Source organism: Sphingomonas sp. GW821-FHT12D09 (genome assembly GCF_058807215.1).
Genome location: NZ_JBXAQL010000004.1, coordinates 340,235 through 357,005, shown reverse-complemented (window position 1 = coordinate 357,005; position 16,771 = coordinate 340,235). Strand labels below are relative to the sequence as shown.

Here is a 16,771-nt window from a genome sequence, read left to right as displayed (position 1 = left end):
AGGCATGGCGCTGACCGGCGAATTGTTCATTGCATCGAAGCGCGTCCGCCGTGACGGACCCGGCTTCCAGGCCGTCGCCGCCTCGACCGGGGCACCGCTCGAGCCGAGCTTCAGCATGGCGACCAAGGAAGATGTCGAGGCTGCCACCGCGGCCGCCGAAGCCGCCTTCCCGATCTATTCCGCCCTGCCGCGCGAGACCCGCGCCGTGTTCCTGGAAGCGATCGCCGACGAGATCGACGCGCTGGGCGAAACGCTCACCGAGCGGGCGATGCAGGAAAGCGGCCTGCCGCATGCCCGCCTCACCGGGGAGCGCGGCCGCACCTCGGGCCAGCTGCGCCTGTTCGCCAAGGAACTGCGCCTCGGCGAATATCTGCGCGCGCGCATCGATCACGCCGTTCCCGATCGCCAGCCTGCTCCCAAGCCGGACCTGCGGCTGCGCATGATCCCGCTCGGCCCGGTCGTCGTCTTCGGCGCCTCGAACTTTCCGCTCGCCTTCTCGGTCGCCGGTGGCGACACCGCCTCGGCGTTGGCCGCGGGCTGCCCGGTGATCGTGAAGGGCCATTCGGCGCATCCCGGCACGTCGGAGCTGGTCGCCGCCGCGATCACCCGCGCCGTGGAGAAGACCGGCATGCCCGCCGGCGTGTTCTCGCTGATCAATGGTGCGGGCAACGAAGTCGGTTCGGCGCTGGTCAGCCACCCGATCGTCAAGGCAGTCGGTTTCACCGGCTCGCGCGGCGGCGGCACGGCGTTGATGAAGCTTGCCGCGAGCCGTCCGGTGCCGATTCCCGTCTATGCCGAGATGAGCAGCATCAATCCGGTCTTTTTGCTCCCCGCCGCGCTCGAATCGCGCGCCGAGGCGCTGGGCAAGGCGTATATCGGCTCGCTGACGATGGGCGCCGGCCAGTTCTGCACCAATCCCGGCCTTGTCCTCGCGCTCGAGAGCCCGGCGCTCGACCGCTTCCTCGCGGCGGCGACCGAAGCGGTGTCGGGCGCGGCTGCGCAGACCATGCTCACCCCAGGCATCCTCAAGGCCTATGAGAGCGGTGTCGCGCGCTGGGCATCGGCACCCGGCCTCAAGCAAGTGGCGCAGGGCCAGGAAGGTTCCGACAGCTGCGGCCGCGCCGCGCTGTTCGAAATGACCGGCGCGGACTTCATCGCCGATCCGAGCCATGCCGAGGAAGTCTTCGGCGCCGCCTCGCTGCTTGTGCGCTGCGCGAACATCGAGGAGCTGCTCAAGGTCGTGTCGCTGCTCGAAGGCCAGCTCACCGCGACGCTGCACCTCGACGATGCCGATACCGAAGCCGCGGCCAAGCTGCTGCCGATCCTCGAGCGCCTTGCCGGCCGCATCCTCGCCAATGGCTGGCCGACCGGCGTCGAAGTGACCGACGCGCAGGTCCATGGCGGCCCCTATCCGTCGACGGCGGATGGCCGCAGCACCTCGGTCGGCACGCTGGCGATCGATCGCTTCCTGCGCCCGGTTGCCTATCAGGACCTGCCGGCGGCGTTGCTGCCCGCGGACCTGCGCGACGGTGATGCGGGCATCCCGCGCCGCGTGGATGGCAAGGTGGTAGCGTAACCTGATTTCCTCCCTGGAAGAGAGGGGGTCGAGGGGGTGGGTCGGGTCCAAGTGATACTGATGCGCCAAGCGTGATGGTTGCCGTATCGCGGTCAACCACCCACCCCCAACCCTTCCCTTTCAGGGAGGCGCGCTAAGAGCCGAAAGCCTGGCTCACGTCCGTCGCCATCCGAAACCGGAAGGCGATGTCGTGCCGATACACCTCGCCCGGATCGAGCCGCGGCGAGGGGAAGTTCGGCTGGTTGGGGCTGTCAGGAAATTTCTGCGGCTCCAGGCACAGCCCGTCGCGTGCCGCATAGACGCGCCCGCTGGTTCCGGCTGCGCCGCCGGCGAGATGGTTGCCCGAATAAAATTGCAGTCCCGGCTCGCTCGAATGGAGATCGAGCACCCGGCCCGAGGCGGGATCGAACAGCGTCGCGACCCGGCGCAGCGCGCCGTCCGCGCCGTCGATCACGAAATTATGGTCATAGCCCTGGCCGATGCGGAGCTGTTCGTCCGCCGCATCGATCTCCTCTCCGATCCGTGTAGGCGTGCGGAAGTCGAAGGGCGTGCCGGCCACGTCCGCCAGCGCCCCCGTCGGGATCAGTCCGGCATCGACCGGCGTCGTCCGGCCCGCGGGCACGTGCAGCACATGGTCGAGGATAGTCGCCCCGCTCGCCTCGCCGGCCAGGTTAAAATAGGCGTGGTGGGTGAGGTTCACCACCGTCGTCGCGTCGGTGGTCGCCGTCAGCACCACGGCCAGGCCGTCGTCTTCCAGCCGGTAGCGTGCCTCCACCGTCAGCGTGCCGGGAAAGCCGTTATGCCCGGCGGGGCTGACATGGCGGAAGGTCGCCGCGTCCTCGGTCAGCGCCACCACGTCCCAATGCTGCTGGTCGAGTCCGAGCGGGCCCGAATGCAGGCTGTTCGCCCCGTCATTCGCCGCGATCTCGTGCTCCACCCCGTCCAGCGTGAAGCGCGCGCCGCCGATCCGGTTGGCATAGCGTCCGGTCACCGCGCCATAGAAGCGCGGCGCCCCGCGATAGTCGTCCAGTTCCGCGAAGCCGAGCACCACATTCGCCCGCGCGCCGTTGCGGTCGGGCACCTGCAGCACGCGCAGCGCCGCGCCGAGCGTGATCAGCTCGGCGCGATAGGGGCCGCGGGCGATCGCGACCGTCTCGATCGTCACTTGCTGCCGGGGCAGATCGAATTGGCGGGATCCGAGACGATCCGCACGTCCGCCAGGCTGAAGCTCAACGGTGCCGCCGCCTTCACCACGAACGGCGCGCCGACTGCGTTCACGTCGACGCCGTTCTGCTGATAGCATTTGAGCAGGACCTTCACTGTGCGCCACTTGCCGGTCTCGCCGGTGAACAGGCTGCTTGCGTCAAAGCCCTTGCCCTCGCCCATGGTCAGCGTGACCGGACCCGTCGCCGCGCGGTCGAGCCGGTAGAGGATCTGGAGCGACAGATCGCCATTGGTCTCGCGGCTGAGATTGATCGGCGCGCCGCCGATGCTGAGCTTTGCCGGCCCTCCGGTCCAGCTGAGCTGCTGCGCGCCTTCCTGGGTCTGCGGTCCGTCGATCGGCGCGCGCGTGATTGCCGCCTCGGCGGCGAAGCTGAACGGCTTGGGCGCCACGCCTTTGGCGAAATAGACGCTGGTGTTGAGTGATGAGGCATCGAAACCGGGCGCTTCGGCCAGCGCAGCCAACTTGCCCGGCTTGGCGTAGCTCAACCCATAGCCGAGTCCGAACAGCGGGTCGTATTCCGGCTGGCCCTTGTTGAGCGTGAACTGGCCGGCGGTCTTGGGCCAGCTGAACGACAGCGTGCCGGCGAAGTCCTTGCGCGGCCCGCCCGCCTTGTCGCCGATCAGCACGTCGGCCACGCCCGCGCCCTCGCTGCCCGGCAGCCAGGCGGCGACGAAGGCATCCGATGCGTTGATCTCCGGGTTCACCCAGAGCGGCCGGCCTGACAGGAACACGGAGACGGTCGGCACGCCCGCCGCCTTCAGCTTCTTGAGCAAGGTCAGCGCCTGCTTGTCGCCGGCCTGGAATTCCAGCGTAGCGATGTCGCCGCGCATCTCGGCATAGGGCTGCTCGCCGAACACCACGATCGCGACATCGGGCTTGGCGGTGAAGCTGCCATCCGCGGAGAGCGTCGCGGTGCCACCGCCGGCCTTCACTGCCTCAGCAATGCCCGAGAAGATCGTCTGGCCATTGGGAAACATCGAATTGTCGTTGCCGTCGCCCTGCCAGCTCAGCGTCCAGCCGCCGGTCTGCTGGCCCATCGAATCGGCGCCGGGCCCGGCGACCAGCACGTTCGCCGATGCCTTCACTGGCAGCACACCCTGGTTCTTGAGCAGCACCAGCGACTTGGCCACCGCCTCGCGCGCAATCGCGCGATGCTCGGCACTGCCCATCACCCCGGCCCTGCCCTCGAAGGGGCGGGCGGGATCGAACAGCCCCAGCTTCGCCTTCACCCGCAGGATGCGGCGCACTGCGTCGTCGATGCGGGCCATCGGGAGCGTGCCGTCCTTCGCATGCGTGACGGTGCTCTCGAACAACCCTTTCCAACCGTCTGGCGCCATCGCCATGTCGAGTCCGGCATTGAAGGTCGCCGCGCAATCGGTGGTGGTGCAGCCGGGCACTTGGCCATGGCCGTTCCAGTCGCCGACGACAAAGCCCTGGAAGCCCATCCGCCCCTTGAGAACATCGGTCAGCAGCGACTTGTTGCCGTGCATCTTGGTGCCGTTCCAGCTCGAGAAGCTGGCCATCACGGTGAGTGCGCCGGCCTGGATCGCGGGGACATAGCCTTGGGCGTGGATGGCGATGAGTTCGTCCTCGGACACGCGCGCATCGCCCTGGTCGACGCCGCCGGACGTGCCGCCGTCGCCGAGGAAATGCTTGGCCGATGCGGCGACATAGCCCTTCTGGATCCGGTCCCTCGTCCCCGGTTCGCCCTGCAGTCCGATGACCATCTCGCCGGCATAGGCGCGCACGATCGCGGGATCTTCCGAATAGCCTTCATAGGCGCGGCCCCAGCGCTCGTCCTGCGGCACGGTGAGGGTAGGGCCGAACGCCCATTCGGGACCGGTGGCCGCCGTCTCCTCGGCAGTCGCCTTGCCGATGCGGCGCATCAGCGCGGGATCGTGCATCGCGCCGAGCCCGACATTGTGCGGGAAGATCGTCGCGCCGACGACATTGCTGTTGCCGTGCACCGCGTCGATGCCGAACAGCAGCGGGATGGGCGCATGCTTGCCGCGCGGCTCCATCGCCACCTTGCGGAAAGCCTGGGCGGTATTGACCCAATCGGCCTGGGGCGAGCGATCGGGGGCGCCCAGCGGCGGCGAGCTGCCCCCGGCCAGGATGGAGCCGAGCGGATATTGGCGCAGTTCCTCGGGCTTCATCGCGCCGATGTCCGCCTGGATCATCTGGCCGACCTTCTCCTCCAGCGTCATCGTCGCCATCAGATCGGTCACGAACTTTTCGGTGGCGGAATCGACCAGGCCCTGCGAGCCGGCGGTCGGCCATTTCTCCGGACGCGCGGTGGCGGCATCCGACAGCGCTGTCGGCGCGTGCTGCGCGAAAGCGGGCGATGCGGCCCAGATGATCGTGGTCGACAGCAACAGCTTCAGGCCAGGCCGCATTTCTCTCTCCTCTTTATTATTTCTGGTAGCGATAACAGAAGATCATCGCGCGAGTCCACGCTCCAGCCACCTTGCGGCGTCATCGGGACTTGCCTTGTTGCTGTCGCGATCGACCATGTAATTCGCCTCGCGCATCCGCTCGACGCTGATCGCGCCGATCAACGGCTTGAGCGCTGCCTGGAAGCGCAGGTCATCGGCGCGGGCGGGCGCTAGCAGCAGGATCGCATCGTAACCCGGGATCGCGCCCTTGGGGTCCTTGAGGATGGTCAGCTTGTCCGCCGCGATTCGCCCGTCCGAGGAGAAGGCGGGGATCACGTCCGCCGTCCCGCTTTCCAATGCGCGGTACATGAAGGTCGGCTGGTAGGGATGGGCGGACTTGAAGCTCAGGCCATAGGCCTTCTTCACCGCCGCCCATTCTGGGCGCTCCAGGAACTCGACATCGGTGGCCAGGTTCAGGCCGCCGGCGACCGGGGTAAGGTCGGCGATGCTGGCGATCCCGCGTTTCTTTGCGTCCTCGCCGCGCATCGCGAAGGCATAAGCATTTTCGAAACCCAACGAGCCCAGCAAGGTCACCTTGTGCTTGTCGCGTGCCCAGCTCGCGACACCGTTCACGATTGCGTCGCGCGGTGGCACGTCGCTGCGCTGCATCTCGTTGGTCCAGATCGTGCCTGAATAATCGACATAGACATCGACATCGCCGCCCGCGAGCGCGCTCAACGCCACCGCCGAACCCAGCCCCTCACGGTAGCGGACCTTGTAGCCCGCTGCCTCCAGCCGGTGCCCGATCAGCCGGGCCAGGATATATTGCTCGGAAAAGCCCTTGGCGCCGATGGTCACGGTGCCCCGCGCCGCCGGCAATGCGGGGACCAGCGCGATGACGACGGCCACCAGCGACATCCCTAGGCTCGCCCAGACCAGCCTGCGTTTGCGTTTAGCCAGGCCATATTCGGCCAGCCCCAGCAGCCCATCCACCGCCAGCGCCAGCATTGCGGCGGCAACGCACCCGGTCAGCACCAGCGACCAGTTCTGCGTCTGAAGCCCGGCAAAGATCAGGTCGCCCAGGCTCGGCTGGCCAACGGTGGTAGACAGCGTCGCCGCGCCGATCGTCCACACTGCGGCCGTGCGGATGCCGGCCATCAGCACGGGCAGCACCAAGGGGGCCTCGACCAGCCACAGCTTCTGCGCCGCAGTCATCCCCACGCCGTCCGCCGCTTCGATCACCGCAGGATCGATCGTCGCAAGTCCGGTCACACCGTTGCGCAGGATCGGCAGCAGCGCGTAGAGCGACAGTGCGAGCAGCGAGGGCAGGAAACCCAGCGCCGGGATCCCGCCTCCCACCAAGGTCGAGAGCGACAACAGGATCGGGTAGAAAAGCGCGAGCAGCGCCAGGCTCGGAATGGTCTGGACCAGGCTGGCAAAGCCCAGGGCGAATTTGCCCACGATACGGTTTCGCGAGGAGAGCACCGCCAAAGGCAGCGCAATCACCAATCCAAGCAGCAATGCCGCGAACGCCAGCAGCAGATGCTGCGCCAGCAGCTCGGGCACGCGGGCAAGGGCGCCGATCACTTCTCCAGCTCCGCCAGCCGGTGCGCCTGCTCGCGCGGCACCGCGACCAGCGCGCCCGCCGCCGGGCCGCCCTTGCCGGCAAGCAACTCGCGCGGGGTGGCATCGGCGACGATCCGCCCTTTCTCCATCACCAGCACGCGATCGGCGAGCAGCAGCGCCTCGGCCATGTCGTGCGTCACCAGGATCGTCGTGAGGCCCATCCGGTCGTGCAGCGCGCGGATCGCCTTGCCCAGCCCGTCGCGCGTCACCGGATCGAGCGCACCGAACGGCTCGTCCATCAGCATGATGCCCGGCCCGGTCGCCAGCGCCCGCGCCACGCCGACACGCTGGCGCTGCCCGCCCGAAAGCGCATCGGGCATCCGTGTCGCGATCCCTGGCGAAAGCTCGACCAGTTCCAGCAGCTCGGCCACGCGCCCCGCCGTGTCCTTCTCGCCCGCCAGCTTCAGTCCGATCGAGACATTCTCGCCGACGCGCATGTGCGGGAACAGCCCGACATTCTGGAAGACATAGCCGATCCGCCGCCGCAGCTCGGGCGCGGGCCCGGCATCCACCGGTTCGCCACCCACCAGCACCTGGCCCTCGCTCGGCGCGATCAGCCGGTTGACCATCTTAAGCAATGTCGATTTGCCCGATCCCGATGCACCGACCAGCGCGACGAAGCTGCCCGCGGCCACCTCCAGCGACACGCCATCTACGGCCCTGACGCCCCCCGGCCAGACCTTGCTGACATTTTTGAAGGTAACGGAGCGGCTTTGCTCTGGCATCGATCGTGTTTGTGCGGGATGAAGTCGCAAAGGTCAAAAGAACAGGAGCGGGGACATGGCGACGAAGGCGGCATTCATCACCGGCGGCGCATCGGGCATCGGCCTCGCGGTCGCGAAGAGCCTGGCGGCGGACGGCTGGCTGGTCGGCCTGGCCGACATCAATGCCGCCGGCCTCGAAGCCGCCAAGGCCGCGATCCCTGGCGCCGAGGCCTACACGATGGACGTGCGCGACCGAACCGCCTGGGAAACCGCACTAGCCGCGTTCGTCGCGAAGAGCGGCGGCCGGCTCGACTTCCTGTTCAACAATGCCGGCATCGCCGTTGGCGGCCAGCTCGAGACGATGTCGGACGCGGACGTGGATCGCGGCCTGTCGATCAACATCAACGGCGTCGTCTACGGCGCCCGCACCGCGCACGACCTGCTCAAGGCGACGCCGGGATCGGCGATGATCATCACCAGCTCGGCGGCGGGAATCTCGGGCAATGCCGGCATGTCGATCTACAGCGCCGGCAAGTTCGCGATGCGCGGCTTTGCCGAGGCGCTGAACGCCGAATGGGGCAAGGAAGGCATCTATGTCGGCTCGCTGATGCCCAGCTTCATCGACACGCCTTTGCTCGACCACGTCACCCAGGACTCGAACCGCAACGTGCGCGAATCGGTGCGCGCGGCGGGGCTGGAGATCACGCCGGTCGGCGAAGTGGTGAAGACCGTCCGCCACATGCTCGTCATCCGTCGCGACGTGCACACCCGCGTCGGCAAGACCGCGCACCGGCTGTGGTTCATGCAGCGCTGGATGCCCGGCACGCTGCGCAAGCTCCAGGGCCGCGCGTTCAAATAGTCAGAGCAGCGCGTCGATAGCCTGCGCCATCTGGATATCGCGCGTCGAAAGCCCGCCTGCGTCATGCGTGGTCAGCAATATGTCGACCTTGTTCCACACGTTCGACCATTCGGGGTGGTGGTCGGCCTTCTCCGCGATCAGCGCGACGCGGGTCATGAAGCCGAAGGCCTGGTTGAAGTCCTTGAACGCGAAATGCCGCGTGATCGCATCGCGCTCCGGCTCCCAGCGCCAGTCGGGCAGCGCCGCGAGCGATTCCTCGCGAAGTCCGTCGGTCAACCGCGCCACCATTTCCCCTGCCTCCCTTGCCGTAGCTCCGTTCCCCGGCCTATGCCCGCAGCGATGACCGGGCAAGCCCCAGACGCCGCCGCGATCGAGGCGCTAGCCCGCGCCGCGCTCGCGCGCATCCCCGATCCGTTCAACGCCTATCTTGCCGACATCGTGCTGGTGGTCGAGGATTTCGCCGATGACGAGACCCTCGACGAGATGGGGATCGAGGATCCGTTCGACCTGACCGGCCTCTATCGAGGTCGCCCGGTCGGCGAGAAATCGGCTTGGGACGGTGTGAGCATGCCCGACGAGATCCATCTCTTTCGCCGCCCGCTGCTCGACGAATGGGTGCACACCGGCGTGACGCTGGAGGCGCTGATCACCCATGTCGTGGTCCATGAGGTCGGCCATCATTTCGGGCTTTCCGACGACGACATGCACGCGCTGGAGGATTCTGCGGAGTGACGCGCCTTGCCCTGCGCGGCGTCGCGTGCCTGCGCGGCGGACGGCTGCTGTTCGAGGGGCTCGACCTCGCGCTCGCGCCGGGTGAGGCGGCTTTGGTCACCGGCGCCAATGGCGCCGGCAAGTCGAGCCTGATCCGCATCGCCGCAGGCCTGCTCGCCCCTGCCGCCGGCAGCGTGGAAGGGGAGGGCGCCCGCGCGCTGATGGCCGAGGTACCGGCGCTCGACCCCGAACTTCCGCTCGGCGCCGCCTTGCGCTTCTGGGCCGGTCTCGACGGCCGCCGCGAAGTGGTGGCCGAGGCGCTGGCCGCGGTCGGCCTCGCCGATCTCGCTCCGGTGCCCGTCCGCCTGCTCTCCACCGGCCAGCGTCGGCGCGCCGCGCTCGCCCGGGTGGTCGCGAGCGGTGCGCCGGTCTGGCTGCTCGACGAGCCCGCCAATGGCCTCGACGCTGCCTCGGCAGCGCTGCTCGAAGGCCTGATCGCCACGCACCGCGCCTCTGGCGGCATCGCACTGGTCGCCACGCACTTGCCCATTGCGCTCCCCGATGCCCGCGCGGTGGCGCTGTGAGCACCTACGCCGCGATCGTCCGGCGCGAGCTGCGTCGCGCCTGGAGCACCGGCGGGCTGGCGCTGCCCGTGGTGTTCTTCCTGCTCGTCGCGACCCTGTTCCCCTTCGCGGTCGGCCCCGATTCGAAGCTGCTCGCCCGCATCGCGCCGGGCGTGATCTGGGCGGCGGCGCTGCTGGCGGCATTGCTCCCGGTCGAACGGCTGGTCGCGCCCGACCTCGAGAGCGGCGTGCTCGACCAGCTCGCGGTGCGCGGGCTTCCCGATGCCGGCATCGCGGCGGCCAAGGTCGCCGGCCATTGGCTCGGCTTTGCGCCCGCCCTGCTCGCCGCCACGGTGATCGCCTCGGGCCTGCTCCAGCTTCCCGGCGACGCGCTTGTCCCGCTGCTGATCGCGCTGCTGATCGGCACGCCGGGATTGGCTGCACTTGGCGTCGCCACCGCCGCTTTGGTCGCGGGCCTGCGCGGGGCGGGGGCGCTGGCGGGGCTGGTGATGCTGCCCTTCGCTGTCCCGCTGCTGATCTTCGGCGCCACCGCAGATCAGCCCGGCGCGCTCAAGCTGCTCGGCGCGGTGAGCCTGTTGCTGGTGGCGGGCTGCCCCTTCGTTGCCGGAGCGGCGATTCGGATGGGGCGGAGCTAGCGTCGATCCGTCATCCCGGCGAAAGCTTTCCCCGCGCCTTCGCCTGAGATCCCGGCTTTCGCCGGGATGACGAGAGTTTTCAGGGGTCCGTGAGCGCGGCTAGGCCTCGGGCGGCAGCTCGTCGCCATAGATGACCATCGCCGAGCCTTCTGCGAGCGCGTCCTGGGCGGCGGCGCGCAGGATCGGATCGTCATTGGCGGCCGGGTTGGCGACTTCCATGCCCTTCTCCAGCCGCACCAGCATCCAGCCCGTGCCGAGCGCAATGCCGGCGGCCTTGGCCTGCGCCGCCTCGAAGCTGTCGGCGGAGACATAGATCAGCATCGCGTGGCGCCCGCCGGGCCGGCGGCCCTCGACCGTGTCGGCGACTGCGGTGGCGAGGAATACCGAGAGGCCCATCAGCGGCTCCACCGCGCGAAGATCGCGGTCGGCAGCTGCAGACCGCGCGCTTCCTCGCGCACGGCGAGCTCGCCGCATTCCACCTTGCCTGGAAGATGCCCGACATGCTGGCGCAGCAGTTCGCCGATCGCCAGGGCCGACATGCGCACGGCATAGACGGTGAGGAACAGGAAGCGCGAATTGGCGTCGAGCAGCTTCGTGGTGTCGGCGATAAGGCCGGGCAGGCCTTCCTCCAGCTTCCACACTTCGCCATTCGGTCCGCGGCCCCATTTGGGCGGATCGAGGATGATCCCGTCATAGCGGCGTCCCCGCCGCACTTCGCGCGCGGTGAACTTGCCGGCATCGTCGATCATCCAGCGGATCGGCAGGTCCTCCATGCCCGACAGCGCGGCATTGGCTTTCCCTTCCGCGACCGACTTCTTCGAGGCATCGACATGCGTCACCTTCGCACCCTTGGCCGCCAAAGCGAGCGAGCCGACCCCCGTGTAACCGAAGAGATTCATGCACTCGGGCGCATCCATCCCGTCGATCTGGGCGCGCATCCAGTGCCAGACCGGCGACATGTCGGGGAAGAAGGCGAGGTGGCGGAATGGGGTGTTCTGCGCGGTGAAGCGCACTTCCTCCCAGCGCAGCGGCCAGCCTTCCGGGGGCACCGGCTTGGTGAAGTTCCAGCGCCCGCCGCCATCCTCGTCGGCGCCGGGCACGAACTCGCCATGCGCGTCCCAATTGTCGGACGCGGGCGCCCACATCGCCTGGGGCTCGGGGCGGATGAAGCGGTATTTGCCATAGCGCTCGAGCTTGCGGCCATGGCCGCTGTCGACCAGCCCATAGTCCGCCCAGGGCTCGCCGGTGAGAGTGATCAGGTCCATTGGGGTCTCTTAGTGCGCGATCCCAAATCCGTCATCCCTGCCTTCGGGGATGACGATAAAGGGGTTATGCCCGCGGCTTGGCCCGCTCGGCGATGTACTCGCGCACCGCTTCCAGCGTCCCCGGCAGCACGTCATAGCGCTCCTGCCGGTCGAACAGGTCGCCCACGCGGGCGGGCAGCGCCGGCCGCATGCCTGTCGCGCGCTCGACGGCATCGGCGAACTTGGCCGGGTGCGCGGTCGCCAGCGTCACCACCGGCACATCGGCGGGCAGGTCCGCCCGGCGCGCGGCGGCGAGGCCGATCGCGGTGTGCGGATCGATCACCTGCCCAGTCTCGGCCGAGGCCCAGCGCATCGCTTCGTTCATCTCGTCGGGCGTGATCCGGTCGCTGGCGAAGATCTGCGCCGCGCCCTGCTGCTGCGCATTGGTCAGCCGCATCGCCTTGCTTGATTCGAAGCCGGCCATCTGCTCGGCGACGCTGCCGCCGGCGAGGTCGGAGAGCAGCCGCTCGAAGTTCGAGCTCACCTGGATGTCCATGCTCGGTGCCGCGGTCGGCGTGACAATGCCCGCCGAATAGTCGCCGTTCGAAAGCGCGCGGTGGAGGATGTCGTTGACGTTGGTGGCGACCACCAGCCGCTCGATGGGGAGGCCCATCCTGGCTGCGACATAGCCGGCGAAGACATCGCCGAAATTGCCCGTCGGCACGGCGAAGGCGACCTTGCCCGCCGGCGCGCCCAGCCGGACGGCGGCGTAGAAATAATAGACCACCTGCGCCATCAGCCGGGCCCAGTTGATCGAGTTGACTGCGCTCAGGCGGAAGCGCCCAGTGAAGTCGCGGTCGTTGAACAGCGCCTTCACCATCGCCTGGGCATCGTCGAAGCTGCCTTCGATCGCGATGTTATGGACGTTGGGGGCCAGCACGGTGGTCATCTGGCGGCGCTGCACGTCGGACACCCGGCCCTTGGGGTGCAGCATGAAGACATCGACGCCGTGCCGCCCGGCGACTGCGTCGATCGCCGCGCTGCCGGTGTCGCCCGAGGTCGCGCCGACGATGGTCAGCGGCTCGCTGCTCCCGGTCAGGAACTTCTCGAAGAACAGGCCGAGCAGCTGGAGCGCGACGTCCTTGAACGCCAGCGTCGGTCCGTGGAACAGCTCGAGCAGGAAATGGCGGTGGTCGAGCTGGACCAGGGGCGTCACCGCGGCCTGGGCGAAGCGGCCATACGCCTGGGTGCACAGCTCGCGCAGCTCGTCCTCGCTGAGGTCTTCGCCGACGAAAGGCAGCATCACCCGCACCGCGGTCTCGACATAGGAGAGGCCCTTGAGCCCCTCGATCTGCTCGCGGCTGAAGCTGGGCCAGCGGGTCGGGACGTACAGGCCGCCGTCGCTCGCCAGCCCGGCAAGCGTCACGTCACGGAAGCCAAGCAGGGGCGCACTGCCTCGGGTGCTCTGATATTGCATGGGGCGGGGCCTAGCGGGCGCGGGGAAGCCAAACAAGATAGGCTATGTTTAGCGCCGCCATCTCACGCCACCGATCAGGCCTTCGGCTTCTGCCGCCATTTCAGCGCGAGGACGTAGATCACCGACGCCACCAGCGCGAACAGGAACCATTGCACGGCATAGGAGAGGTGGTTGTTGGGCACGCTCGACAGGTCGGGCCGCGCGGTCGGCTCCAGACCCGGCGCGGCGCTATCCGAGATCAGCATCAGGTGCTTGGGCTCGCTGTCGAACAGTCCGGCGAGCATCGGGCGATGATCGGGCGCGTGCGTGATCGTGCCGGTCACCTTGCCGCCCTTCCACACCGGCTCGAACGTCGGGTTGGCCGCCACGCCCCTGTCGACCAGCAGCACCGGGCCTTCCGCGCCGGTGCGGCACTGGGCGATGTGGCGATAGCCGTTGGTGCCTTTCACCGATCGCCCGCCCTGGCTCTGCCAGCCGATCACTTCGAGGCAGAAGGCGTTGGCGCGGCGGAACAGGTTCTCGTCGCCCACCGGCAGCCGGGGGAAGGCCATTTCGGGCCTGCCCAGATTCTGCGCATAGAGCTGCAGCGCGGCGAACTTCTCGCTTCGGCGCTGGAGCTGCCAGAAGCCAAGGCCGATCATCGCGGCGACGGCCAGGGCGACGACGATCGTCGGGATCAGCGGAAAGCGCGGCATCATGCGTCTCGAACGCGGCCTTCGCCCGCGCGGTTGCGATATTCGAGCGCGAGCAGCAGCCCCTTGGAGAAGCGCAGCGCCAGCACCACCAGCGCGGTGGTGATCGGGATCCATAGGAGCGCGTGGATCAGCAGGCCCGGCTGGAAGGTGAACTCCACCCACAAGGCCAGCCCGGTGACCAGCGCGCCGATGCCGAGCGTAAGGAACACGACCGGCCCGTCACCCACATTGAACCGAGTGAAGTCGAGCGCGCAGGCGCTGCATTTGTCGGCGAAGCTGGTGAAGTTCCTGAACAGGGTCGGCGCCCCGCAGCGCGGGCAAGCGCCCCTGGTCCCCGAAAGGATCGGGGGAGGCGACACTGGGCCGCCTCCCCCGGAAGAGTCGCTATTGTGGTCGGTCACGCTCAGCCGGCGTGGACCGGCGCGCCCCAGCCGCCCCAGACATAGATCGAGGCGAAGAGGAACAGCCACACCACGTCGACGAAGTGCCAGTACCAGGCCGCCGCCTCGAAGCCGAAATGCTGCTTCGGCGTGAAGTCGCCCTTGTATGCGCGCACCAGGTTCACGATCAGGAAGATCGTGCCCACGATCACGTGGAAGCCGTGGAAGCCGGTCGCCATGAAGAACGCGCCGCCATAGCTGGAGCCATGCTCCGACGCCGCCTTAAACGGGAAGGGCGCCTCGCTATATTCATATGCCTGGAGGCAGCTGAACAGCAGGCCGAGCACCACGGTGAGCCACAGGCCCTTCTTGACCGTGTCGTTCTCGCCCACGCCGAGCAGGCCCCAGAACCCCTTCAACGCACCGCCACGCTCATTGTGGATCAGGCCATGATGCGCCCAGGTCACGGTGCAGCCCGAGAGCAGCAGGATCAGCGTGTTGAGCAGCGGGAACTTCCAGGCGTCGAGCACTTCCATGCCCTTGGGCGGCCATTGCCCGCCCACCGCCTCGACCGTCGAGGGGAAGAGCGAGAAGTCGAACCACGCCCAGAACCAGCCGACGAAGAACATCACTTCGGAGGCGATGAACAGGATCATGCCGTAGCGCAGATGGAGCTGCACGATCGGCGTGTGATCGCCGGCATGCGCTTCCTGGATCACCTTGCCCCACCAGCCGAACATGGTGATCGCGACCAGCGCGATGCCGGCGAAGAACACCAGGTAGGCGCTTGGATAGCTGTGCATCACCATGATGCCGCCAGCGGCCAGCACCAGCGCCGAGAACGCGCCGAAGAGCGGCCAGATGCTGGGCGGAAGGATATGGTATTGGTGGTTCTTTGCCCCGGCCATCGATCTTCCCTGTCCTATGCTTTTGCCAAAGCTTTACGGTGCCAATTCGCTTCCCGCAACAACCCTGATGCGCACGCCCCTAGGGGTTCAGTGCGCCTTGGCGGCGGCCGCTGCGATCGCCGGCGATTCGGCGGGATAGAAGGTGTAGGAAAGCGTGATCTCCTGCACGTCGCGCGCGTCCGGATCGTCGAGGATCTTGGGGTCGACATAGAAGATCACCGGCATGCGCACCGTCTCGCCCGGCTTCAGCGTCTGCTGGGTGAAGCAGAAGCACTGGATCTTGGTGAAATACTTGCCGACGAAGGTGGGCGTGACGTTGAACGTCGCCGTGCCGGTCACTTCATGGTCGGAGGTGTTGGTGGCGGTGAAGAACGCCATGTCGCGCCCGCCGATATCGATCGTGTCCGATCGCCGCTCGGGCTGGAACTTCCACGGGATGCCCTTGGCGACATTGCTGTCGAAGGCGATCGTGATCTTCTGCCCGACGCTGCCCGGCGCGCGCAGGCCCCGCTGGGTGGTGCCGTTGAGCCCGGTCGCCTCGCAGAACATGCGGTAGAGCGGCACCGCCGCGAAGCCGAGCCCGGTCATCGAGCACACGCCGATGCCGGCGAGGATCGCGACGCGCAGGTTCCGGCTCGGCCACTTCATCCCGGATGGCCGAGCTGGATCTTCACGATCGAGATGGCGAAGACGAGCACCACGAACAGGCCGAGCAGCACCGCCATCACCCGCGCGCGCGCGCGCTGGCGGGCGCGGATCAACTCGGTCTCGCCGACCGGGTTGGGAGCAGCGGCAGGCGGGGCCTGGATCAGATCATCGGTCATGCGAACCACCTGTCGGCGACGAGCGCGCCAAAAACGATAAAGAGATAGAGGATCGAGAATTTGAACAGCCGCTTCTCGGGCGCCATGTCGTCCTCGGGCTCGGAGCGGCGGATCGCCACCTGGACCGCCATGGCGAGGAACAGGCCGGACATCACCGCGGCGGTGATCCCGTAGATCGGCCCGGCCAGCCCCAGCGGCCAGGGCGACGCGGCACACAGGATCATCGGGATCGTGTAGAGCCCGATCTGGATGCGCGTCGAGCGTTCGCCCGCGACCACCGGCAGCATCGGCACGCCGGCATTGGCGTAATCGGTCTTCACGAACAGCGCGAGCGCCCAGAAATGCGGCGGCGTCCACAGGAAGATCAGCGCGAACAGCAGCAGGGGCAGCGTCGTCACGTCGCCCGTCGCGGCCGCCCAGCCGATCATCGGCGGGAATGCGCCCGCGGCGCCGCCGATCACGATGTTCTGCGGCGTCCGGCGCTTGAGCCAGATCGTGTAGACGAAGACGTAGAACAGGATCGATGCCGCCAGGATCAGCGTCGCCGTCAGGTTGATCGCGAAATACATCAGCGCCAGGCTGAACCCGGCCAGCCCCACGCCGAAGTGCAGCGCCGACTGCTTGTCCATCCGCCCCGCCGGCAGCGGCCGCTTGGCGGTGCGCTTCATCTTGGCGTCGAGATCTGCCTCATACCATTGGTTGAGCGCGCCCGCCGCGCCCGCACCCAGTGCGATGCACAGGATCGCAGTGAAGCCCAGCACGGGGTGGATCGGCACCGGCGCCGCCAGCATGCCGCACAGGCCGGTGAAGACGACGAGCGTCATCACCCGCGGCTTGGTCAGCGCCAGGAAGTCGCGCCACTCGGCGGGCAGGGTGATGGTGGATGCGGAAGTGCTCATGATGTCGCCCCGGCCTATAGGGCAGGTGGCGTCCGCGGCAAAGTGGACG

The 16,771-nt window shown here is 68.0% G+C and carries 19 protein-coding genes; 5 read left to right on the top strand and 14 right to left on the bottom strand.

The genetic code is table 11. From position 1 onward, the window contains the following. The first annotated feature begins 4 nt into the window (after nt 1-4). The gene (locus tag AC1RPL_RS18930) at nt 5-1,576 is read left to right on the top strand and encodes an aldehyde dehydrogenase (NADP(+)) (protein ID WP_493071566.1); all 1,572 of its coding nucleotides are present in this window, start codon (nt 5-7) and stop codon (nt 1,574-1,576) included. Between the two features lie 133 nt (nt 1,577-1,709). On the opposite strand, the gene AC1RPL_RS18925 is transcribed toward AC1RPL_RS18930, so the two are convergent. The 4 genes from AC1RPL_RS18925 to AC1RPL_RS18910 are packed head-to-tail and all read right to left on the bottom strand — an operon-like array spanning nt 1,710 to nt 7,527. After that, entirely contained in the window at nt 1,710-2,741 is a 1,032-nt protein-coding gene (locus tag AC1RPL_RS18925) for an aldose epimerase family protein (protein WP_493071565.1), read from the bottom strand. Beyond that, complete coding sequence (locus AC1RPL_RS18920) at nt 2,738-5,197, bottom strand: glycoside hydrolase family 3 protein (RefSeq protein WP_493071563.1); 2,460 nt, start codon at nt 5,195-5,197, stop codon at nt 2,738-2,740. The genes AC1RPL_RS18925 and AC1RPL_RS18920 overlap by 4 nt, the downstream gene beginning before the upstream one ends. 42 nt (nt 5,198-5,239) lie before the next feature. Next, the gene (locus AC1RPL_RS18915; protein ID WP_493071562.1) at nt 5,240-6,763 is read right to left on the bottom strand and encodes an ABC transporter permease/substrate-binding protein; all 1,524 of its coding nucleotides are present in this window, start codon (nt 6,761-6,763) and stop codon (nt 5,240-5,242) included. Continuing rightward, complete coding sequence (locus AC1RPL_RS18910; protein ID WP_493071560.1) at nt 6,760-7,527, bottom strand: ATP-binding cassette domain-containing protein; 768 nt, start codon at nt 7,525-7,527, stop codon at nt 6,760-6,762. The genes AC1RPL_RS18915 and AC1RPL_RS18910 overlap by 4 nt, the downstream gene beginning before the upstream one ends. Before the next feature lie 55 nt (nt 7,528-7,582). On the opposite strand from AC1RPL_RS18910, the gene AC1RPL_RS18905 reads away from it, so the two are divergent. After that, nucleotides 7,583-8,365, top strand: coding sequence for an SDR family oxidoreductase (locus AC1RPL_RS18905; RefSeq protein ID WP_493071559.1), 783 nt, complete (start codon nt 7,583-7,585; stop codon nt 8,363-8,365). Here the strand turns inward: AC1RPL_RS18905 and AC1RPL_RS18900 are convergent, their stop codons facing one another. Then, complete coding sequence (locus tag AC1RPL_RS18900) at nt 8,366-8,716, bottom strand: 4a-hydroxytetrahydrobiopterin dehydratase (RefSeq protein ID WP_493071557.1); 351 nt, start codon at nt 8,714-8,716, stop codon at nt 8,366-8,368. Between AC1RPL_RS18900 and AC1RPL_RS18895 the strand changes: the two genes are divergently transcribed. From AC1RPL_RS18895 to AC1RPL_RS18885, 3 genes are read left to right on the top strand one after another with little or no spacing between them, the layout of a single operon-like run. Next, on the top strand, nt 8,705-9,097 hold the full coding sequence (locus AC1RPL_RS18895; protein ID WP_493071555.1) for a metallopeptidase family protein: 393 nt from the start codon (nt 8,705-8,707) through the stop codon (nt 9,095-9,097). The two genes, AC1RPL_RS18900 and AC1RPL_RS18895, sit on opposite strands and share 12 nt — an antisense overlap. Beyond that, nucleotides 9,094-9,660, top strand: a complete 567-nt coding sequence (gene ccmA, locus AC1RPL_RS18890) for a heme ABC exporter ATP-binding protein CcmA (RefSeq protein ID WP_493071553.1) — start codon at nt 9,094-9,096, stop codon at nt 9,658-9,660. The genes AC1RPL_RS18895 and ccmA overlap by 4 nt, the downstream gene beginning before the upstream one ends. Beyond that, on the top strand, nt 9,657-10,295 hold the full coding sequence (locus AC1RPL_RS18885; RefSeq protein ID WP_493071551.1) for a heme exporter protein CcmB: 639 nt from the start codon (nt 9,657-9,659) through the stop codon (nt 10,293-10,295). Before ccmA ends, AC1RPL_RS18885 begins: the two co-directional genes overlap by 4 nt. Before the next feature lie 99 nt (nt 10,296-10,394). Here AC1RPL_RS18885 and AC1RPL_RS18880 read toward each other — a convergent pair whose 3' ends face one another. The 9 genes from AC1RPL_RS18880 to AC1RPL_RS18840 all read right to left on the bottom strand — a co-directional run bounded on the left by AC1RPL_RS18880 (nt 10,395) and on the right by AC1RPL_RS18840 (nt 16,722). Beyond that, nucleotides 10,395-10,691: a hypothetical protein gene (locus AC1RPL_RS18880; protein WP_493071550.1), complete on the bottom strand. Its 297-nt coding sequence runs from the start codon at nt 10,689-10,691 to the stop codon at nt 10,395-10,397. Then, nucleotides 10,691-11,560, bottom strand: a complete 870-nt coding sequence (locus AC1RPL_RS18875; RefSeq protein ID WP_493071549.1) for a class I SAM-dependent rRNA methyltransferase — start codon at nt 11,558-11,560, stop codon at nt 10,691-10,693. The genes AC1RPL_RS18880 and AC1RPL_RS18875 overlap by 1 nt, the downstream gene beginning before the upstream one ends. Nucleotides 11,561-11,624: 64 nt before the next feature. Further along, a complete protein-coding gene (gene thrC, locus AC1RPL_RS18870; protein WP_493071547.1) occupies nt 11,625-13,016 on the bottom strand; it encodes a threonine synthase in 1,392 nt (463 codons plus the stop codon). Between the two features lie 74 nt (nt 13,017-13,090). Next, complete coding sequence (locus AC1RPL_RS18865; protein ID WP_493071809.1) at nt 13,091-13,711, bottom strand: SURF1 family protein; 621 nt, start codon at nt 13,709-13,711, stop codon at nt 13,091-13,093. Then, the gene (locus tag AC1RPL_RS18860; protein WP_493071546.1) at nt 13,711-14,070 is read right to left on the bottom strand and encodes a DUF983 domain-containing protein; all 360 of its coding nucleotides are present in this window, start codon (nt 14,068-14,070) and stop codon (nt 13,711-13,713) included. The genes AC1RPL_RS18865 and AC1RPL_RS18860 overlap by 1 nt, the downstream gene beginning before the upstream one ends. A gap of 44 nt (nt 14,071-14,114) precedes the next feature. After that, entirely contained in the window at nt 14,115-14,999 is an 885-nt protein-coding gene (locus AC1RPL_RS18855) for a cytochrome c oxidase subunit 3 (RefSeq protein WP_493071544.1), read from the bottom strand. An 87-nt stretch (nt 15,000-15,086) separates the two neighbouring features. Further along, nucleotides 15,087-15,647: a cytochrome c oxidase assembly protein gene (locus tag AC1RPL_RS18850; RefSeq protein WP_493071543.1), complete on the bottom strand. Its 561-nt coding sequence runs from the start codon at nt 15,645-15,647 to the stop codon at nt 15,087-15,089. Next, nucleotides 15,644-15,823, bottom strand: coding sequence for a cytochrome c oxidase system small membrane protein (locus tag AC1RPL_RS18845; RefSeq protein ID WP_493071541.1), 180 nt, complete (start codon nt 15,821-15,823; stop codon nt 15,644-15,646). Before AC1RPL_RS18845 ends, AC1RPL_RS18850 begins: the two co-directional genes overlap by 4 nt. Next, entirely contained in the window at nt 15,820-16,722 is a 903-nt protein-coding gene (locus tag AC1RPL_RS18840; RefSeq protein WP_493071539.1) for a heme o synthase, read from the bottom strand. Before AC1RPL_RS18840 ends, AC1RPL_RS18845 begins: the two co-directional genes overlap by 4 nt. Nucleotides 16,723-16,771: the final 49 nt, after the last annotated feature.

Excerpts from the sequence above, each read along its gene's own strand:
- AC1RPL_RS18930 (WP_493071566.1), top strand. The coding sequence starts at position 5 with ATGGCGCTGACCGGCGAATTGTTCATTGCATCGAAGCGCGTCCGCCGT.
- AC1RPL_RS18920 (WP_493071563.1), bottom strand. The coding sequence starts at position 5,197 with ATGCGGCCTGGCCTGAAGCTGTTGCTGTCGACCACGATCATCTGGGCC.
- AC1RPL_RS18910 (WP_493071560.1), bottom strand. The coding sequence starts at position 7,527 with ATGCCAGAGCAAAGCCGCTCCGTTACCTTCAAAAATGTCAGCAAGGTC.
- AC1RPL_RS18905 (WP_493071559.1), top strand. The coding sequence starts at position 7,583 with ATGGCGACGAAGGCGGCATTCATCACCGGCGGCGCATCGGGCATCGGC.
- AC1RPL_RS18895 (WP_493071555.1), top strand. The coding sequence starts at position 8,705 with ATGACCGGGCAAGCCCCAGACGCCGCCGCGATCGAGGCGCTAGCCCGC.
- AC1RPL_RS18880 (WP_493071550.1), bottom strand. The coding sequence starts at position 10,691 with ATGGGCCTCTCGGTATTCCTCGCCACCGCAGTCGCCGACACGGTCGAG.
- AC1RPL_RS18875 (WP_493071549.1), bottom strand. The coding sequence starts at position 11,560 with ATGGACCTGATCACTCTCACCGGCGAGCCCTGGGCGGACTATGGGCTG.
- thrC (WP_493071547.1), bottom strand. The coding sequence starts at position 13,016 with ATGCAATATCAGAGCACCCGAGGCAGTGCGCCCCTGCTTGGCTTCCGT.
- AC1RPL_RS18865 (WP_493071809.1), bottom strand. The coding sequence starts at position 13,711 with ATGCCGCGCTTTCCGCTGATCCCGACGATCGTCGTCGCCCTGGCCGTC.
- AC1RPL_RS18855 (WP_493071544.1), bottom strand. The coding sequence starts at position 14,999 with ATGGCCGGGGCAAAGAACCACCAATACCATATCCTTCCGCCCAGCATC.
- AC1RPL_RS18850 (WP_493071543.1), bottom strand. The coding sequence starts at position 15,647 with ATGAAGTGGCCGAGCCGGAACCTGCGCGTCGCGATCCTCGCCGGCATC.
- AC1RPL_RS18845 (WP_493071541.1), bottom strand. The coding sequence starts at position 15,823 with ATGACCGATGATCTGATCCAGGCCCCGCCTGCCGCTGCTCCCAACCCG.
- AC1RPL_RS18840 (WP_493071539.1), bottom strand. The coding sequence starts at position 16,722 with ATGAGCACTTCCGCATCCACCATCACCCTGCCCGCCGAGTGGCGCGAC.